Here is a 17,627-nt window from a genome sequence, read left to right on the forward strand (position 1 = left end):
CGTCCCCCTCGTCAAGCTCGGTACGCAGTTCCTCGGTTTTCTCGCGGAAAGACCTGACAACCTGGCCTCAAATCCGTTATTAGTCTGTCACATCCTTGTCGGGAAACGTATCCGGGCAATCACCGACCGTCCAGCTGCGGCGTGCTGCGGCGCCGCTGAAAACCGGCCATTGTTGCATCACATCACCACAAATGAACGCGAGCCGGGTTCCCTGCCGAGGAACCGGTCAAAAGTTCGCACATCCATCTGGCATCGCGCTCATGAAGCACTCATGCTCTGACACCGGCTGCCATTCTGCGCACATCGGGTCGCTGCTGGCCCGACTCCCGCGGCGCGCTGCTCACGCGCTGATCTGGCTGTACCGCCACACATTGTCGCCGCTGGTCGGCTACAATTGTCGGCACCTGCCGACCTGCTCGGTCTATGCCGATGAGGCCATCGAACGCTTCGGACTCTGGGCGGGCGGGTGGATGACGCTCGCCCGTCTGCTGCGCTGCCAGCCCTTTGGCACCTCGGGCATCGACAACGTCCCAACAACGGCTCCCGCAGGCGCTCACTGGTATCTGCCTTGGCGCTACGCGCGATGGCGCGGCGTCAACGGCCCGGGCTGATGTGCAGCGCAACAGACGTCGCGCTCGTCAATTGATCTGCAGCACATGGCCCTGGCGAAATCTCGGGCTACGATTATCCTTACGTCACGAGCCGGCGCTCCCATCAGGAACCGCGCTGCCTCGACCTGCATTGATGTGATGCTTCCTTCGGGAGGAAAACAACGATGCGCTGGACAATCAGCCCCAGAAGCAACCGTTCCCGCAAGAGCATCGGTCCCGATCAGGCCGGCCACCACGACGCACGCCAGGTGGATCTACTCTGCATCATCGCTTTGTTGATCGTCATTGTCGGTGCCTGGCGCTATCTTGCCGACAGCACCGCCCTGCCCCCGCCGACGACGTCCTACATCGTGCCCAGCCAGAGCGTGCACTGGTGATATTCACCCCCTACCATCTCGGCCAGAAGATGAAATCGTCGCGCCGCGGCGGCGGATAGAGAGGAACCGGCTCCAGCGGCCGCGGCACGCGCCGGGCGCGCGGCGGTGGCTGGTAATCCGTTTCTGCAGGGGCGCTCGCTTCGGCCGAGACCGTCGCGTCGGCCGGAGGCGATCTCACCGCGAGCAGGACATTCGATTCACGCGTGCGCCAACGATAGCCGATCCCGAATTCCAGCGGCTGCGCACGCTCGAACAGCCTCGCATAGCTCCTCTGGTACATGTCCGGGAATTTGTCGATCGGCCCGGCATAGCGCCCGAACGGCAGGAAACGCCAGGCCCGCGCCTCATAGCTCGCGAGCGGGATGCCGGAATCGTCCTGGATGACGGTGGCGCTGTTCTTCAGCAGCCAGCTGCGGACCCGTGCGAAGCCGTTCTCATGCAACAGATAAGACGCGCTCTTCAGGAGACTGTCGCCCGGCCCCAGCGGCTCGCAGAACTTGAACAACCCACTGGCCTTCACGCCGGAATCGGAGAGATCAGCGGAGAAGTAGTAGAGCGTCTTCGCGACCCCGTCGGCGCCGGCAAACAGGATGCGCGCGCCCTTGGTCGCATTGCGCGTCGGCGGCTCGTTGTTTCCGTGCAATCCGCCATTCTCGTCCAACCAGATCAGACTGGCCTCGCGGATCGTCTTGCCGGTGCGCGCCAGGAAGACGTAGAGGATTGGCAAGGTCCCTTCGAGTTCGCCTTCGCGCAAGTCGACCTTCATGTCCTTGGTGATAAAGAAGGAGAAACTCAGGATCGATTGCAACGAGCGTTCGACATAGGACAGCGCCGGGCCGATGCTGCCTCGGGGCAATCTGGTCAGGTCCGGGATCGGGCCGGTCGGCTCGAGCGCCACCAGGACATAGGTCGTTGCCTTCGGATGAAAGGCATCGGCATAGAGAAAATCCGGCCCCGAGAAGAAATAGAACATCGCCGGCCGCGGCGCGGCCAGATTGGCATCCGCCCAGGCCCTGATCTTCGACAATTGTCGCTGCTCGAGCTGATTGAAGGCGTTGTCGAAGAACGCCGCGTGCCGCCGCCACGCCGGATCCTGCACGAAGGGCAGGAGCGGCGAGCCCGCCGCTGGCGGCATGCCCGCCAGCACCCGCGCCGTATCGTCCGGCGTGGTGGTCTGAGCTCGAGCCTCGAAGCTCATGGCAAGGATCAGACATGCGACGGCGAACCAGACTCTCGAGGCCAACAGCATTTCAATCCGAACCCGATGCGAGCGTTGCGGTGATACGGCGCGATCGCGCGTGAGCGAGCCAATAGATCAGCAATCCCGACGCCATTGCGCCTGCGCCGAGCCCTGCCTGCAAGGGCCGCGTCGCGACGAGATAGTACATCATGAAGAAGGTCACGCTGAGGAAGATCAACGGCGTGACCGGATAGCCCCAGGCGCGGTAGGGTCGCGTGAGTTCGGGCTGCGCGATGCGCAGCTTGAACAGTCCGAGCACAGCGAGAAACGAGCAGGACAAGAGCGAGAACTGGACGAGATCCAGCACCGCCTCGAAGCTCTCCGTGAACAGCATCAGGGTGGCCACCGTGAGCTGGAACAGGACGGCATATGCCGGCGCCCCGTTGCGCGAGCGCCGCGCGAACACCGACAGCGCCGGAATGTCCTCGCCCATTGTCATCAGCACGCGCGGGCCGATCCACATCATCGCGGCAATGGAAGGAACCAGTCCGATGCAGATCATCGCGGCCACGAAGCGCCCGCCGGTCTCGCCGAAGATATGACTGCCCGCGATGCTCGCGACCTGGAGTTGGCCCGCGAGCGCGTCCATCGGTGCGGCTCGCAGGAAAACCGCGTTGAGCGCGATGTAGAGCACCAGAACGATCACCGTGCCCAACAGCAGCGCGCGCGGCAAGGTCCGCTCCGGCGCATGCAACTCGCCGATGATGTAGGTCGCCGCGTTCCAGCCGGAGAACGCGTACATCACGAACACCAGTCCGGTCGCGAACGCCGCGCTCGTCACGTGACCGACATCGGTCACGGTTGGCAGGAACGTCACCGGTTGCGGGGTGGCGATGGTGTAGCCGGCGATCAGGAAGGCGGTGATGAGCCCGAGCTTCAGCACGGTCGACAACAGCTGGAAACGGCTCGACTGCCTGATGCCGCCGAGTTGCACTGCTGTCACGAGCCAGACAGCGCCGGTGGCGAGCAGCAGCGGCGGAGCGCCCGGGATGACGGCACGACCATATTCTCCGAACGCCATGGCCGCGAGCGCCACCGGCGCCGCGAAGCCCACCGTCGCCGAGACCCACCCGGCCATGAAGCCGATCGCCGGGTGGTACGCCCGCGTGAGAAAATTGTACTCGCCGCTCGAGCGCGGAAACATCGTGCCGAGTTCGGCATAGGACAGTGCCCCGCAGATCGACACCAATCCCCCGACCGCCCACAGCACCAGAATGGAGAAGCCCGACGGGATGTCCCGGACCTGGAAGCCGAGGCTGGTGAAGACGCCGACCCCGATCATGTCGGCGATGACGATAGCAGTCGCGACCGGAAGCGACACGGATGGAACCCGGTCGCCGTCTGTCCGGCCCCGGCCGGGATCGTCCGCCTCGGATGCAGCCATCTCGTCGAAGGACGCCCGGCGCCCCTTCCTCTGCCTCAGCCCAGGTTCCCCCCGAAGCATTCAAACATCGTTAACGGGCGTTAAATATGACCTTCATCAAGGGTATTTATGAACCGATTTCGGACAGGCTGGGCTGCGACATTGCATTGGGCCGCCAGGCGTCCCACAATCGCGACACGTTCGCGTGGTGTGTCCCGGTGCGCCCGGGGTCGACCGGACACGATCCTTAACGCGACCTCAATTTCGGCGGCGCAGGTTGAACGAAATCCGCTGGTTGAAGAGCCGTGTTGCGGCTCGAACTCGTCTTGGGGACGGATGATCGGGGAAGACCATAACATCTTGAGGTCTGTGCGCAGAGGTTGGTGCCTCTGGTGGCGCGCGGCTTTGGCGCTGGCGATCTGCCTTTCGTTCACGCATTGCGGCAAGGCCCCCAATCCCGAGGCGTTGGCCGCCAACGCGTCGACGGCCCAGGGGCTGACCTTCGACGATCGTTTTCCGGCACCTGAATTCAGCGACCGTTTCCCGTCCGCGCAGGAGAGTTTTCGGCTTCACACGCCCTCCGACTTCGCCCCGAAGCCGGCGCCCTCTCAGATCGCATCGCTGGAGCCGCAGCGGCCGGGACGGCCGCAGCGTGAGGAACTGACGACCCTCATCAGCATGAAGTCGTCGGCCTTTCCCTATTTCGGCAACAATCCGGCGTCCGACGCACCGTTCCTGAACGTCAGCAGCGGTGAGCGCCGCGGCCACCGCAGCTTCTCCGGCCGCGTCTACTGGCAGGACCAGACCTACAACGACAGCCGTGTGCTGGTGCACGTCCCCGAACAATTCGATGTGCGCAAGCCGGGCGTGATCGTCGTGTTCTTCCATGGCAACGGCGCCACGCTGGAGCGCGACGTGCGCGACCGCCAGTTGGTGCCGCAGCAGATCACCGCGGCCGGCGTCAACGCGGTGCTGCTCGCGCCGCAGATGGCCGTCGACGCCGCCGATTCGAGCGCCGGCAAGTTCTGGCAGCCCGGCGGCTTCAAGCGCTTCATGGACGAGGCCGCGGCCAGCCTCGCCCGCCTGACCGGCGATCCGGCAAGCGCGAAGACTTTCGCCGGCATGCCCATCGTAATCGTCGGCTACAGCGGCGGCTTCCTCCCCACGGCATGGAGCCTCGAGGTCGGCGGCATCAGCGACCGCGTGCGCGGCGTCGTGCTGCTCGATGCGGTCTACGGCCAGCTCGACAAGTTCGCCAACTGGATCGAGCGCAGCCGCTCCGGCTTTTTCATCAGCTCCTACACGCGCTATACCGCGCGGCATGATCAGGAACTGATGGCGATGCTGCGCAATCGCGGCATCGAAGTCTCCGAAGACATGGACCGGCCGCTGCGCCCGGGCAGCGTCGTCTTCGTCGAGACCGACGAGGGCATCACCCATCGCGACTACGTCACGCAGGCCTGGACTCGCAACCCGATCAAGGATGTGCTGGTCAAGATGGCGGCCGCCCAGCCGCCGATCCGGATTGCGGCCGGAGCCCAGGACATGTCGAACCGCGTGTCGAGCCGCTGAGAGAGCGGCCGCCGCAACGCCTCAGGACTTCGGCAGCTTCTCGACGAAGCCGTTGAAACAGGCGAGCCGCTCGTCCTCTTCCTTGGTGAACTTGCAGTCGCCGACCGCCTTGGCCTTCATCGCCTTCGGCTTGGCGGCTGGCGGAATGACGGCGTCGTAGCAGTTCAGGCGCTCCTTGGTTCCGTCATCGATCTCCAGGCAGGCCTGGAGCTTGGCGGCCGCCGATTGCGGCTTGGCCGGCGCTGCGGCGGCGGTCTTCGTCCCCTTCGGCTTGACCTGCACCAGCGGTCGGTCACCGACCATCGGCGCGCTCTGGGCCAGCGCAGGGGTGCACAGCAGCACTGCAGCCAGGCTCAACATCATCTTCTTCATGCCATATCTCTCTCATCCGACCCGTGGGCACGCGAGGACGTCCGTCGATGCTACTCGCCGGCCGTGGCAGAATCCACGCCCCAGCAGCCCCCACGACATCGGCCTTTAATCCGGTCGGGCCGGCTTTGCCAAGCGTCAACCCGCTGCTCAGGCCGGAACCGCGATCCGCGCGCGCTGGCGGCTGGCCAGGATTGCCAGCAATGCCAGGGTCAGGAACATCAATGCGACGTAGCCGGTGGCGCCGAGCAGGTCGCGCGCGAACAGGCTGCCGCCGATCGCGGAGCCGATGGCCTGGCCAATATAGAGCACGGAGGTGTTGAGCGACACCGAAGCCGAGGCGAGCGGCGGCGCGGCTGCCACCAGCCGAACCTGCTGCATCGAATTGGTGGACGCAAACCCCAACCCCCAGATTGCGACCGCCACCGCCATGAGGCCGTAGGTGCCTGCCGCCAGCGTCCAGGCCGACACGCCGGCGAACATCAGGCAGGTGAACAAGAGCGACGTCCGGTAGGCTCCCCAGCCATCGACGATCCGGGTTGCGATGACGACGCCGAGAAAGCCGCAGGCGCCGTAGATCGCGAACACCAGGCCGATCTGGTTGGAGTCGGCGCCAGTCAGGCGCTTCAGCAACGGTCCCATGAAGGTGAAGATCACGAACTGTCCCGACATCTGCAGGGTCGTGACCAGGAGCAGCAGGACCACCAGGCGGTTGCGGCCGAGTTCGGTCCAGGTCTTCAACGCGACCGGCGCGCCCTTCAGGCCGGATGGCAGGCGCCACGTCAGCAGCACGAAGCTGACCGCGCCGGCCGCACCGACCGCGAGATAGGCGGCTCGCCAACCGGAATGACTGCCGATGAAGGTGATCATGGGCAGCCCCACGGCGGCCGCCAGCGACCAGCCCAGGAAGACATAGGCGATGGTGCTGCCGCGTCTCTCGACCGGGCTGATCAGCGCCGCCGTTCCGGCGGCCTGCGGTGTATAGAGAGCGCCGACCGCGAGCATCACGAGGCGCAGCGCGAGCAGGCTCGCATAATCGGGCGCAAACGCCGAGCCGAGATTGCCGAGCGTGAGCACCAAGAGCGTCGCTGCGAGCAGACGGCGGCGGTCGAAGCGGCTCGTCAGCCAGGCGGTCAAGGGCGAGCAGATGCAGAGCACCACCGCGCCGAAGGTGATCAGGAGCCCCGCCGTCTGAACGCCGACAGCAAGATCCGAGGCGAGCTCCGGCAGCAGGCCGGCGGGCGCGAGCACCGAGCAGCCGGTGACGAGATTGCCGAGCATGAGCGCGGTCGGCGCAAAGCGCCCGGGAGCGGATGTGGATGTCATCGCGCCTCAATAGCAGAGAATTCCATGCATTTGCATGAAAATGTCTCATGCCGTCCATGACTTTCTCTCGTCCTGCCTCCTTCGTCCATTCTCGTCAGCGCGCGGGGGCGGACTGCGCCGCCGAGGCCTGCGGCGAGGGAATCTGCGTCCACGGAACCGGCGTACTCGTCGGACGGGCGATGGCCTTGGACGGCGGGCAGCTGTCGGTCAGCATCTTCAGGGCAGATTGCAGGCCTTCGCTGCTCACCGGAAATGTCGAGACATTGCGACGCGCGACATTCAACAGGGAATCGCTCAGCTCGGCCGACGGCATCAACGACAGCGTTTTCACCTGGCTTGCATTCAGGAACACGCCCCAGGTCTCGCGATCGCCCGACCGCCGCGGCGGCGAGAGGAAATTGAGCCGCATATCTCCGCTCGCCATCGCCAGCGGACCCGGCGGCGAGCCGGCCGGCGCGATGCGCTCGACGTCGAGCTCGAAGCGGTCCTGATCGAAGCAGACCATCTGCAAGCGCGTGGTCTGGAACGTGCTCTCACCGTCCCTACGTGCGAGAATGGTCTTGTAGGCAATCCCTCGGCTGGCGGTCTCGAACATCCAGGAGCTTTCCACCCGCTGCCGCCTGTCGAGCGCAAACCGCGCGATCTCCTCCCGCGTCAGGATGCGCATGCTCTCGAACGGGACAGACCGCGCCACCGTCAGCAGACCGGGATCCGCGCCGAGCTTGGTGATGTAGTCGAGCACCATCTTGTCGGCCCGAGCCATCGCCTGCTGCATCGCCTGCGCCCGCATCTCGCGGGTCGGCACGCCGCCCGTGAAGTTCAGGATGACGCGCGGAGAATGCACCGCGAGCGTCGCATCCGCTGCGATGTCACGTGTGGACGCGCCGAGCAGCAGGTAGGGACAGGCCGAATTGCACGTCGCCCCCCGCGTCCAGACCTCGCCATGCAGCTCGCGTCCGGACAGCTTCAGCTTGCTACAAGCTTCGCCCTCCTGAGGCTCGAAGCCGCACTCGCGCAAGGTGGTACGTCCCACCCGCACGGTGGCCTTGCGCTCGCGCAGCATGTCGCCGATGGCGAGCGCCTGCTGCAGATTGCCGCCTGGAGAATTGAAGTAGATCGGCAAACTGCGCTCGCCGATCTGCTTCATGAACTTGCGGAAGCGCGCGGCGGCGCCGCCGTCGATCTTGCCTTCGGCGGCGATCCAGCTGTCACAGCCATGTCCACAGGCGTCCGAGGAGCCCTTGACGAGCGCGAACGCAATCGGCGCCGAGCCATCTGCGATCCGCGGCGACGGGGCGCGGCGCGCGGCCGGCCTGGACTCCGTTGCAGGCCTGGCCGGGGGCCTTGGCTGGGCCGCCGGCTTCGGCTGCAAAGCCTTTTGCTGCGAAAAAGTCTTTTGCTGCGAAAGAGGTCTTGGCTGGACCATGGATCTGGACTGGTCCGCGGGCCTTGTTGCCGCCGGAACGGCCGCGAGCGACGACAGGCTCGACAGCACGCACATGATCAGTGCGGCCCCAACATGAATGCCGCCGCGCCGACAAACGGAGAGCGGCGCCTCCCCTGCAGACTCCATCGCCAAACGCGTCCCCACGCCCCGAACACTTGAAGTTGTATCATACCGGCCCGCGGCGGCAATCTCCGCATCGCCGCACCAGCCGCAATTGGGCGGTTTTCCCGTCCCTCTCCCGGTTGCAGCCTGAAAATCCCCTGCTATACCCCTTGCTCCCGCTTACCTGCGCTCGTTCGCAGGAGTGAGCTCAAGGAGTGACCCATGTCCGATCCGAAATCGCCTGATTCCAAGTCCGACCAGCAAAAGTCCAATTTCCAATACAGCCTCAGTAACCTGAAGCCCGCCACCCCGGTCGAGAAGATCACCATCAGCTTCCCAGACGGCGCCCGGCGTGAATATCCCAGGGGCACCACCGGTCTCGACATTGCCAAGGGCATCTCGCCCTCGCTCGCCAAGCGCACCGTCGCGATGGCGCTGAACGGCGACCTCGTCGACCTCGACGATCCCATCACCGATGACGCCAAGCTCGAACTCGTCGACCGCGACGACCCGCGCGCGCTGGAATTGATCCGGCACGATTGCGCGCACGTGCTCGCCGAGGCCGTGCAATCGCTGTGGCCGGGCACTCAGGTCACGATCGGTCCGGTGATCGAGAACGGCTTCTATTACGACTTCTTCCGCAACGAGCCGTTCACGCCCGAAGACTTCGCCGCGATCGAAAAGAAGATGCGCGAGATCATCGGCCGCGACAAACCCTTCACCAAGGAGGTGTGGGACCGCGAGAAGACCAAGCAGGTGTTCCGCGACAAGGGCGAGGCGTTCAAGGTCGAGCTGGTCGACGCCATTCCGGGCAACGAGCCGATCAAGATCTACTACCAGGGCGACTGGTTCGACCTGTGTCGTGGTCCGCACATGACCTCGACGGGGAAGATCGGCAACGCCTTCAAATTGATGAAGGTGGCGGGCGCGTATTGGCGCGGCGATTCCAACAACCCGATGCTGACCCGCATCTACGGCACCGCCTTCGCCAAGCAGGAGCAGCTCGACGCCTACCTCAAGCAGATCGAGGAGGCCGAGAAGCGCGACCACCGCAAGCTCGGCCGCGAGCTCGACCTGTTTCATTTCCAGGAGGAAGGTCCGGGCGTCGTGTTCTGGCATCCGAAAGGCTGGAGCATCTTCCAGGCGCTGATCGCCTATATGCGCCGGCGTCTCGCCGGCGAGTATGACGAGGTCAACGCGCCGCAGATCCTCGACAAGTCGCTGTGGGAGACCTCCGGTCACTGGAACTGGTATCGCGAGAACATGTTCGCGGCGCAGTCCGCCGGCGACGAGGCCGAGGACAAGCGCTGGTTCGCGCTCAAGCCGATGAACTGCCCGGGTCACGTGCAGATCTTCAAGCACGGCCTGAAGAGCTACCGCGACCTGCCGCTGCGGCTCGCCGAGTTCGGCGTCGTGCATCGCTACGAGGCCTCCGGCGCCATGCACGGCCTGATGCGCGTGCGCGGCTTCACCCAGGACGATGCGCATGTGTTCTGCACCGAGGACCAGCTCGCCGACGAGTGCCTGAAGATCAACGACCTGATCCTGTCGACCTACTCGGACTTCGGCTTCGAGGGCGAATTGACGGTCAAGCTCTCGACCCGGCCGGACAAGCGCGTCGGCACCGACGAGATGTGGGATCACGCCGAGCGCGTGATGGCGACCGTGCTGAACGAGATCAAGGCGCAGAGCAACCACATCCGCACCGAGATCAATCCGGGCGAAGGCGCGTTCTACGGGCCGAAGTTCGAGTATGTGCTGCGCGATGCCATCGGCCGCGACTGGCAGTGCGGCACGACGCAGGTCGACTTCAACCTGCCGGAGCGGTTCGGCGCGTTCTACATCGACGCCGACGGCGCCAAGAAGGCGCCGGTCATGGTCCACCGCGCCATCTGCGGCTCGATGGAGCGCTTCATCGGCATCCTGATCGAGCACTATGCCGGCAGCTTCCCGCTGTGGCTGGCGCCGACGCAGGTGGTCGTCACCACCATCACCTCGGAAGGCGACGAATACGCCAAGCAGGTGCTGGCGGCGTTGCGGCGCGCGGGTCTGCGGGCAGAGATCGATCTGCGCAACGAGAAGATCAACTACAAGGTCCGCGAGCACTCGCTGCAGAAGATCCCGGCCCTGCTCGTCGTCGGCAAGAAGGAGGCCGAGACGCATTCCGTCTCCGTCCGCCGGCTCGGGCGCGACGGCCAGACCGTGATGCCGACCGCGGAAGCGATCGCCGCTTTGGTCGACGAGGCGACGCCGCCGGACGTGCGGCGCCGTCAGCGCGAGGCGGCGTGAGCTGTCCCGGTTCGTAGCAGCGACATGCGGGAACAGTTTCCCCGGGTGTCGCTTGCGTTCACCCGGGCTACGGGCGCTGCTATGCTGATACGCTGGCCGCTGCATCCGTCGCGCTCCCATCCCGGCCCGCCGCCTGCCGCGCCACCTCGGCGCATTCGGCCATGTAGAGGAACATCGTCGCGAGCATCCGCTCGATCGCCTCGCGTCCCCTTGGCAGGATGGTGATGGCGTCGGTGCCGCGGACGAGCAGGTCCTTCTCCTCCGCATCACGCAGCAAGGTCAGCACGTGCTTGCGCGACACCGAAAAACGCGTCGCCAGTCCATTGATGGAGAGCGGCACGGGACCAGCGGGCGGGAACGGCTGGTCCGGCCCGCCCCCTTGGGCCAGGCTGAACAGGATCACCATGCCGGCGGTGCGCTCGGCAAACGGCTCCAGCTCCGGCGCGCCATCGAGCACCCGCACGCCCGCGATGAAGCGGCGGCCAAGCTCGAGCACGAAGGTCTTCACGAAGGCCGGATCGTTCAGCGCCGCCCGATAAGCCACGGCGGCCGGCAGCACCGCGCTCATCGCGTCGAACTGCACGCCCCATCGCTCGCGATGCAGCGCGATGAGCTTGTCGGTCGGCACCAGCGGACGCCGGCGTCGGTCGAGATTGGAGGCGGACGCGACCAGCCCGGCCGCGCGCATCAGCGCCAGCATCGCCTCGCAGCGGCCGCGGCTGCACAGGCCGAGCCTGACGCACATCTCCTTCATGGCGCCGACGGTGAGGCCGAGCTCGCCATCGCGCTGCTCGGCGAAGTGCAGGTACAGCGCGACATGTGGAAACAGCGCCCGTGCCCGGTCGCTCAGCAGCGCATTGAGGATGCGGTCGCCCCGGTAGAGCCTGACGGCAGCCTCGGTCGACGCCCGCATCGCCACGGCGAAACCCGGCTCGCGGCGCAGCCGCACGACGGCATCAACTGAAGGTGTCAGCGCTGTCATTCCCACCGCAAGTCTGCTGCCCCGGCCGGCCGCGAGCTGCGGTCTCCAGCGTCATCTTTTTACCGATCCACCCAAATTTCCACAATTGCCACGGCCGAGGCTGGCGGCGGACCGATGGCCGCAGCCAACCAGGCCGGGGCCGCCGTGTGAGGCGAAAGATTGCAGGATTCACGTCACGGCTGCACGGCAGCTTGAGCAGAGCGCGCACCGCCTGCGGCTGCGGCAACAGGCGGTAGAACCGATCAAAACGCCGTTCCGTGGTCTCGTTGCAGGCGAAGGCGCATGCTATCTGTCCCGCGTGCAACCAACGAGACATCACGACGTGACCGATGCGATTGAACTGCTGAAGACCCGCCGCTCCGTGAAGCCGCGCGAGATGAGCGGCCCCGGCCCCTCGCCCGCCGAGCTCGACACCATCCTGACCATCGGCGCCCGCGTGCCCGACCATGGCAAGCTCGCGCCGTGGCGCTTCATCGTGTTCGAGGGCGACGGCCGCCGCCGCGCCGGTGAGGTCATCGCGTCCGTCTTCGCCAAGAACAACCCGCAGGCGAGCGCGGCCGAGCTTGAGGTCGAGAAGAACCGCCTGATGGAGGCGCCGCTGGTGATCGGCCTCGTCAGCTTCACCCGGCCGCATCCCAAGGTGCCGGCCTATGAGCAGGAGCTCTCCGCCGGCGCCAGCGCGATGAACATCCTGACCGCCGCCACCGCGCTCGGCTATGGCGGCTGCTGGCTGTCCGGCTGGTTCATGTTCGATCGCGATGTGATGAACGGGCTCGGCCTGAAGCCGGAGGAGAAGCTCGCCGGGCTCATTCATATCGGCAAGCCGACCAAGCCGAACGAAGACCGCCCGCGGCCGGCGCTGGCGGAGATCGTGACGCGGTTCTGACAACGAAGCCCGCAGTCCGTAGCCCGCATGAGCGAAGCGACATGCGGGGACGGTGTTCCCGGGGCCGCTCCGCTCGCCCGGGCTACGCACTGCGCACTCGTCAACCATCACGCTGCCTTCGACGACCGCGCGCCGAATTGCGCCAGCAACCCCGCGATCTCCGATGCCGGCTTTGCGGCGCTGAACAGAAAGCCCTGGACCTGGTTGCAGCCTTCGGCGCGCAGCCAGTCGAGCTGATCCGATGTCTCGACGCCCTCGGCGGTGGTGATGATGTTGAGGCTCTTGCCGAGGCCGGAGATGGCCCGGACGATGGCGAGGCAGTCGGAGCGCTGCGCGAGGTCCTTCACGAAGGAGCGGTCGATCTTGATCTTGTCGAACGGGAAGCTGCGCAGATAGCTCAGGCTGGAATAGCCGGTGCCGAAATCGTCCATCGAGATGCGGATGCCGAGCTGGCGCAGCTGATGCAGCGTCGCCAGATTGGCCTCGGTCTCCGCGAGCAGGATCGACTCGGTGATCTCCAGCTCGAGCCGCTCCGGCGCCAGCGCCGACTGCGCCAGCGCCTGGACCACGACCTGCACCAGGTTGCGGCTGCGGAACTGCACGGCGGAGAGGTTCACCGCCACCTTGATGCCATCGGGCCATCGTGCCGCCTCGTGGCAGGCCTCGCGCAGCACCCATTCGCCGAGCGGCACGATCAGGCCAATGTCCTCAGCCACAGGGATGAAGTCGGCCGGCGAGATCATGCCCTTGTCGGGATGACGCCAGCGCAGCAGGCATTCGAAGGCAGAGATGGCGTTGGTCGCGACATCGACCAGCGGCTGGTAGTGCAGCTCGAACTCGCCATGCGCGAAGGCGCGGCGCAGATCGTGCTCCATGTCGCGCCGCTTCTGCGCCTGGCGGTCCATCTCCTTTTCGAAGAAGCGATGCACGCGGCCGCCGTCCTGCTTGGCGCGATACAGCGCCATGTCGGCGTTCTTCATCAGCTCCTCGCAGCTCGCGCCGTCGCCCGGCGACAGCGCGATGCCGATGGAGGCGCCGATCACGAGCTCATTGCCGTCGATGTCATAGGGCGCGCCGAGCGCCGCGATCAGGCGGGCGGCACATTCGCTCGCGTCGTTGACGCCACTGCTCTGGCTGATGATCACCGCGAACTCGTCGCCGCCGAGCCGCGCCGCCAGCTTGCCGCCATGCATCTGCTGCGTCAGGCGGCCGGCGACCGCCTGCAGCAGCCGGTCGCCCATCGGATGACCGAAGGAGTCGTTGACGGTCTTGAACAGGTCGAGGTCGATGCACATCACCGCGATGCGCCGGTCGGCCGCGCCGGCGCCGTCGAGCTCCTGCGTGAGGCGCTGCTGGAAGAACTCGCGGTTCGGCAGGCCGGTCAGCCCGTCATGGTGCGCCATGTAGGCGATGCGCGCCTCGGCGCGACGGCGCTCGGTGATATCGACGATCGCAACCAGCACGCCGTCGCGGCCATCGAAGGTGATCTCTCGGCCATAGGTCAGCACCTCGATCTCGCTGCCATCGGCCTTGCGATGGCGCCAGTCGCGATGAAACAGGTCACCGTCGGCAAGCCGCAACAGCGCGTCATCCAGGCTTTCCCATTCGCCCGGCGGCCAGAGATCCCAGACGTTCATGCAAAGGAGGTCCGCCCGGCCGTAGCCGTAGTGGCCGACCATCGCATCGTTGACATTGAGGATCTGCGCGGTCTTCGCGTCGAGAATGCACATCGGCACCGGATTGGCGTCGAACAGCAGCCGGAACGACGCCTCGCGCCGCTTCAGCGCGGTCACGTCGGCAATGGTCAATGAGATGATGTCGCCAAAGGCGTGGGCGCCGAGCCTGAGACTGCGGGCTTCGCTGTCGAGCTCGAACTGGTCGCTTCGCCCCTGCGTGACGACATCGAACAGCCGCGCCATCACCTCGGGCGTGCACAGCATGTTGCCGCCCTGCTTCAGGCGATGCCATTGCAGCGTCGCCGATGGCAGCCTGAGCAGCTCGGCCGCCGCGCGATTGTGATGGACGACCTGAAAATCGCAGGGCATGCCGACGCTGTCGCGGATGGTTGCGAGCGAGACCACGCCGTCATCCGTCGTCGAGAAGATCGCATCGAGCAGATTATATTGCGCGTCGCGCTCGTTGACATAGGTCCCGACCAGCGTGCTGCCCCACCGCGAGTTGGTCGGCAGCGCCAGGACGTCATAGCTGCGAACCATGCCGTCGCGCACGCAATGCGCATGGGCGAGATAGGGCTGGCCGCTGGCGAGCGCGCAGTTTGCGGCCTCCACCAGCACGGTGGCGCAATCCGGCGACACGGCCTCGACCGCGACGCCCGAGCGTTCGTCCTGCAACCATTGTTGGACGTAGCGGCCGCTGCGCGAAATCTGCAGACCGCCGTCTTCGTTGTTGAGCACCGCGATATGATCGGCGAGACGGCCGAGGCTGCCCAGCATGACGTCCTCGTAGCGCGGCAGGCGCTGGCCGGGCTTCAACGCGGCCTGCCATTTGCGCCTGAGCACCGGGATGTCGTCAAACAGATCGCTGCTGATCGTCGTCAACGCCTTGGTCGTCGCGGCACTCATCATTTCCACTCAATCGCCACCCTGTCGGTCCCGGCGGTATCTGAAGCAGACGCGGCTTTAACGAGCTGTAAATGCATTGGCTTCGCGCGTGGCGCGCAGCCATTGTGACAGTTTTAAGTGGTTCCATGGTTATCGCGCATTAGCGACTGTGACAGCATCGCTTCACGTTCGTCGCCTATGTCGCAACGGCGAGGTCGATACCGATACGGCATAGATGCGGATGTGAACCTGCGATCTCGCGACAATCTCTGCCCGAGTTTTGCTGATCGAACCGCCCTCTTCGAACAGAGGGCGCAGGGAGAGCCGGACCTCGACTGAGGTCCGTGGCCCGCCTGCGAAAAAAATGCAGGCGGCAGGTACCACGGGTCAGCCGGAAACCCGGCCCTCCCTGCGCGATGGCTGAACGGCTGCTTCGCGTTCTCCCTGGTGCGCCGGGCTTTCTGGGCACCATCCCCACGCGAAGCGAAGCCTCAACGTGAGTTGATATCAGCATCGGGATATCAGGACCGCGCGACTTGACCGTGCGCAGCGAATTGTTCGTCGGCGCGAGAGACTCGCGCTGCAATCCACCACGCCCACCGCTCCCCGCCTCGCGTCTCGTGACGACCGCGATACGCCCCTCATCTCGAGGCGGGATGCGCGGAAAGATCGACCTGATTTGCCCGACGGCACAAGAACTAATAACTGCGACAAAGTAACCCGACGGGCAGATGCGGCACGACTTAGCGAGTCGTGTCGCGCACCACTGCTTCGACAATCACCGCTGTCGTCCCGGCCTTGAGCCGGGACCCATAGCCACCGGCCGCGGTGATGCGGGCCACTGACAGCGACGTCCCCCGATAGCATCCGCGGTATGGGTCCCGGCGTTCGCCGGGACGACACCCGTGGTCAGGCGCGCTCCTGCCCAAAACGCTGTTCTTGCATCAGTCCTCCTCCAGACGGATGCCTGCGTCGCTGAGCGCCCGCATGATCCGCTCGATGTCCTCGGGGTCGACTGTGTTAGCCGGGCAAAGTGCGTTCAGCTCGTCGAACGTGATCCAGCCCTTGCGCTCGCCGATCTCGATGGCCTGGCGGATGATGTGGGATATCTGCATGCGGCTCTCCCGGAGACTGGCTCTCATAGATAGCGGGGAGAGTCGGTGTCCTTCTGCCGGGCCATTTCGCGTGCGAGCCGCTTACCGCGCGAGCACCTCGACCTCGCCGTCGACGCCGTTGACGACGCTGAAGGAGCGCTCGAACACCTTGCCTTCGTTCTTGGCGATGGCGCGGTAGTCGCCTTCGGACAGCACGACCTTGGGGAAGGCGCCGATCGATTCCTTGATCACGTCGCCGCCGGGGTTGATGACCGACCAGGCCGTGTTGGCGAGCGCCTCGCCGCCCTTGTCGGAGACGAGCTTCAAGGTGATGACCGCGGCGCGATGCGTCACCGTGACATCGGTGAGCTTGCCGGCCTGGACGCGGATGTCGGAGCGCACCACCGAGTTGGCGTCGCCATAGTTGGAGACGATGTAATAGGTCCCCTCCGGCAGCATCAGCATGTCGCCGGCGGCGACGTTCGGCACCAGCGGCGCCCGCTCGCGGCCGTCGAACTGGCTGCCCTTGTAGATGGCAAACGAGATCTGGTTCTGCGGGATCTTGCTGGTGCCGACCCTGCCCTCGAGACGCAGGCCCCCGGCCGGCAGCACGAAGGATTCGCGATCGGTCTCCGGCTTCAGGTTCACGGACCTGACCGCGCTGACGAGGCCGAGCGCGACATGAACGACATAGGTACCGGGCGGCAGCACGATGTTCGGCGTCGCGCCGCGATCCTCGCGCAGCATCTTGAAGGCGCCGGATTCGTCCGGCCGGTCGGCGAACACGCGCCAGACCAGCCCGCCATTGATGTTCGGCAGGTCCTTGCCGAACCGCGCCGACAGCGACAGCACGCCCTGATTGGGGGCTGCGGCCGGCGGAGCGGCAACCGGGGGGATCGCAGCCGGCGCGCCGGGTGGAATCGCGGCGACCGGCGGTCCCGGCAGCGCCTGGGGTGCCGGCGGCGGAATGGGGCCGGAGGGTGGTGCCAGGCTGACCGCTGCCCCGGGATCGGGCACCGAGGCCGGCGGAACCGGCGGCGGCCGGTCGCTGAACAGTTGCGCTGCGGCCGGCGACATCGAGAGTCCGGTCAGCGGGCACGACAAGGCGAGCACAAGCCATAGCCGCCCGCTGCGCCGGAATCTGGTGAACCCGCGACCTGTCGTCATCGTCCTGCTTTTGACCGAAAACGCGGCAAATTCAAGCCTCTACTCAACTGTCCCCGAGGAACCGCATGAGCGGCGTGCGACTTGGTCGCATTCTCCGGCGGTGAGCGGCCGGGGCGCGCAGTTCCGTCCAGGGGAGCGTTCACATCAGCGGCATCCGATGCTTCCGTCGACCCGGCATAAAGGATGCTTCTGGTAGGCTGGTGCTAGACTGTCATGCGTCATGAGTCCGTTGCCGACTCAT

General features: G+C 65.8%; 14 protein-coding genes. 5 read left to right on the forward strand and 9 right to left on the reverse strand.

Annotated features, from left to right (window positions below):
• Positions 1 to 260 precede the first annotated feature (260 nt).
• On the forward strand, positions 261 to 611 hold the full coding sequence (gene yidD / locus QX121_RS07150) for a membrane protein insertion efficiency factor YidD (protein WP_315811526.1): 351 nt from the start codon (positions 261 to 263) through the stop codon (positions 609 to 611).
• Between the two features lie 164 nt (positions 612 to 775).
• Positions 776 to 988: a hypothetical protein gene (locus QX121_RS07155; RefSeq protein ID WP_315737515.1), complete on the forward strand. Its 213-nt coding sequence runs from the start codon at positions 776 to 778 to the stop codon at positions 986 to 988.
• 10 nt (positions 989 to 998) lie between these two features.
• Here QX121_RS07155 and QX121_RS07160 read toward each other — a convergent pair whose 3' ends face one another.
• Positions 999 to 2,237 carry a hypothetical protein gene (locus tag QX121_RS07160; protein ID WP_409999321.1) on the reverse strand — a complete coding sequence of 413 codons (1,239 nt, stop codon included), beginning with the start codon at positions 2,235 to 2,237 and terminating at the stop codon, positions 999 to 1,001.
• Position 2,238: 1 nt separating this feature from the next.
• Positions 2,239 to 3,612 (reverse strand): APC family permease, encoded by a 1,374-nt coding sequence (locus QX121_RS07165; RefSeq protein WP_315811528.1) that lies wholly within the window; start codon positions 3,610 to 3,612, stop codon positions 2,239 to 2,241.
• Positions 3,613 to 3,927: 315 nt separating this feature from the next.
• Between QX121_RS07165 and QX121_RS07170 the strand changes: the two genes are divergently transcribed.
• A complete protein-coding gene (locus QX121_RS07170; RefSeq protein WP_409997754.1) occupies positions 3,928 to 5,163 on the forward strand; it encodes an alpha/beta hydrolase in 1,236 nt (411 codons plus the stop codon).
• Positions 5,164 to 5,184: 21 nt separating this feature from the next.
• On the opposite strand, the gene QX121_RS07175 is transcribed toward QX121_RS07170, so the two are convergent.
• The 3 genes from QX121_RS07175 to QX121_RS07185 all read right to left on the reverse strand — a co-directional run bounded on the left by QX121_RS07175 (position 5,185) and on the right by QX121_RS07185 (position 8,230).
• Positions 5,185 to 5,535, reverse strand: a complete 351-nt coding sequence (locus tag QX121_RS07175) for a hypothetical protein (protein WP_315737513.1) — start codon at positions 5,533 to 5,535, stop codon at positions 5,185 to 5,187.
• A gap of 147 nt (positions 5,536 to 5,682) precedes the next feature.
• Positions 5,683 to 6,858 carry an MFS transporter gene (locus tag QX121_RS07180; protein ID WP_315776681.1) on the reverse strand — a complete coding sequence of 392 codons (1,176 nt, stop codon included), beginning with the start codon at positions 6,856 to 6,858 and terminating at the stop codon, positions 5,683 to 5,685.
• Positions 6,859 to 6,952: 94 nt separating this feature from the next.
• Complete coding sequence (locus tag QX121_RS07185; protein WP_315811529.1) at positions 6,953 to 8,230, reverse strand: hypothetical protein; 1,278 nt, start codon at positions 8,228 to 8,230, stop codon at positions 6,953 to 6,955.
• 399 nt (positions 8,231 to 8,629) lie between these two features.
• Here QX121_RS07185 and thrS point away from each other — a divergent pair, with 399 nt between their 5' ends.
• Positions 8,630 to 10,696 (forward strand): threonine--tRNA ligase, encoded by a 2,067-nt coding sequence (gene thrS, locus QX121_RS07190; protein ID WP_315811530.1) that lies wholly within the window; start codon positions 8,630 to 8,632, stop codon positions 10,694 to 10,696.
• 79 nt (positions 10,697 to 10,775) lie between these two features.
• Here the strand turns inward: thrS and QX121_RS07195 are convergent, their stop codons facing one another.
• Positions 10,776 to 11,678: a hypothetical protein gene (locus QX121_RS07195; RefSeq protein ID WP_315811531.1), complete on the reverse strand. Its 903-nt coding sequence runs from the start codon at positions 11,676 to 11,678 to the stop codon at positions 10,776 to 10,778.
• A 322-nt stretch (positions 11,679 to 12,000) separates the two neighbouring features.
• On the opposite strand from QX121_RS07195, the gene QX121_RS07200 reads away from it, so the two are divergent.
• On the forward strand, positions 12,001 to 12,564 hold the full coding sequence (locus tag QX121_RS07200) for a nitroreductase (RefSeq protein WP_315737508.1): 564 nt from the start codon (positions 12,001 to 12,003) through the stop codon (positions 12,562 to 12,564).
• Between the two features lie 107 nt (positions 12,565 to 12,671).
• Here QX121_RS07200 and QX121_RS07205 read toward each other — a convergent pair whose 3' ends face one another.
• The 3 genes from QX121_RS07205 to QX121_RS07215 form a co-directional block, all read right to left on the reverse strand.
• A complete protein-coding gene (locus QX121_RS07205) occupies positions 12,672 to 15,146 on the reverse strand; it encodes a putative bifunctional diguanylate cyclase/phosphodiesterase (RefSeq protein WP_315780726.1) in 2,475 nt (824 codons plus the stop codon).
• A gap of 923 nt (positions 15,147 to 16,069) precedes the next feature.
• Complete coding sequence (locus QX121_RS07210; RefSeq protein ID WP_315811532.1) at positions 16,070 to 16,240, reverse strand: RNA polymerase sigma factor region1.1 domain-containing protein; 171 nt, start codon at positions 16,238 to 16,240, stop codon at positions 16,070 to 16,072.
• A gap of 81 nt (positions 16,241 to 16,321) precedes the next feature.
• Positions 16,322 to 17,386 carry a hypothetical protein gene (locus tag QX121_RS07215; protein ID WP_315771093.1) on the reverse strand — a complete coding sequence of 355 codons (1,065 nt, stop codon included), beginning with the start codon at positions 17,384 to 17,386 and terminating at the stop codon, positions 16,322 to 16,324.
• Positions 17,387 to 17,627: the final 241 nt, after the last annotated feature.

Origin of the sequence: Bradyrhizobium sp. SZCCHNR2028 (assembly GCF_032380995.1) — a bacterium.
Classification (GTDB): domain Bacteria; phylum Pseudomonadota; class Alphaproteobacteria; order Rhizobiales; family Xanthobacteraceae; genus Bradyrhizobium.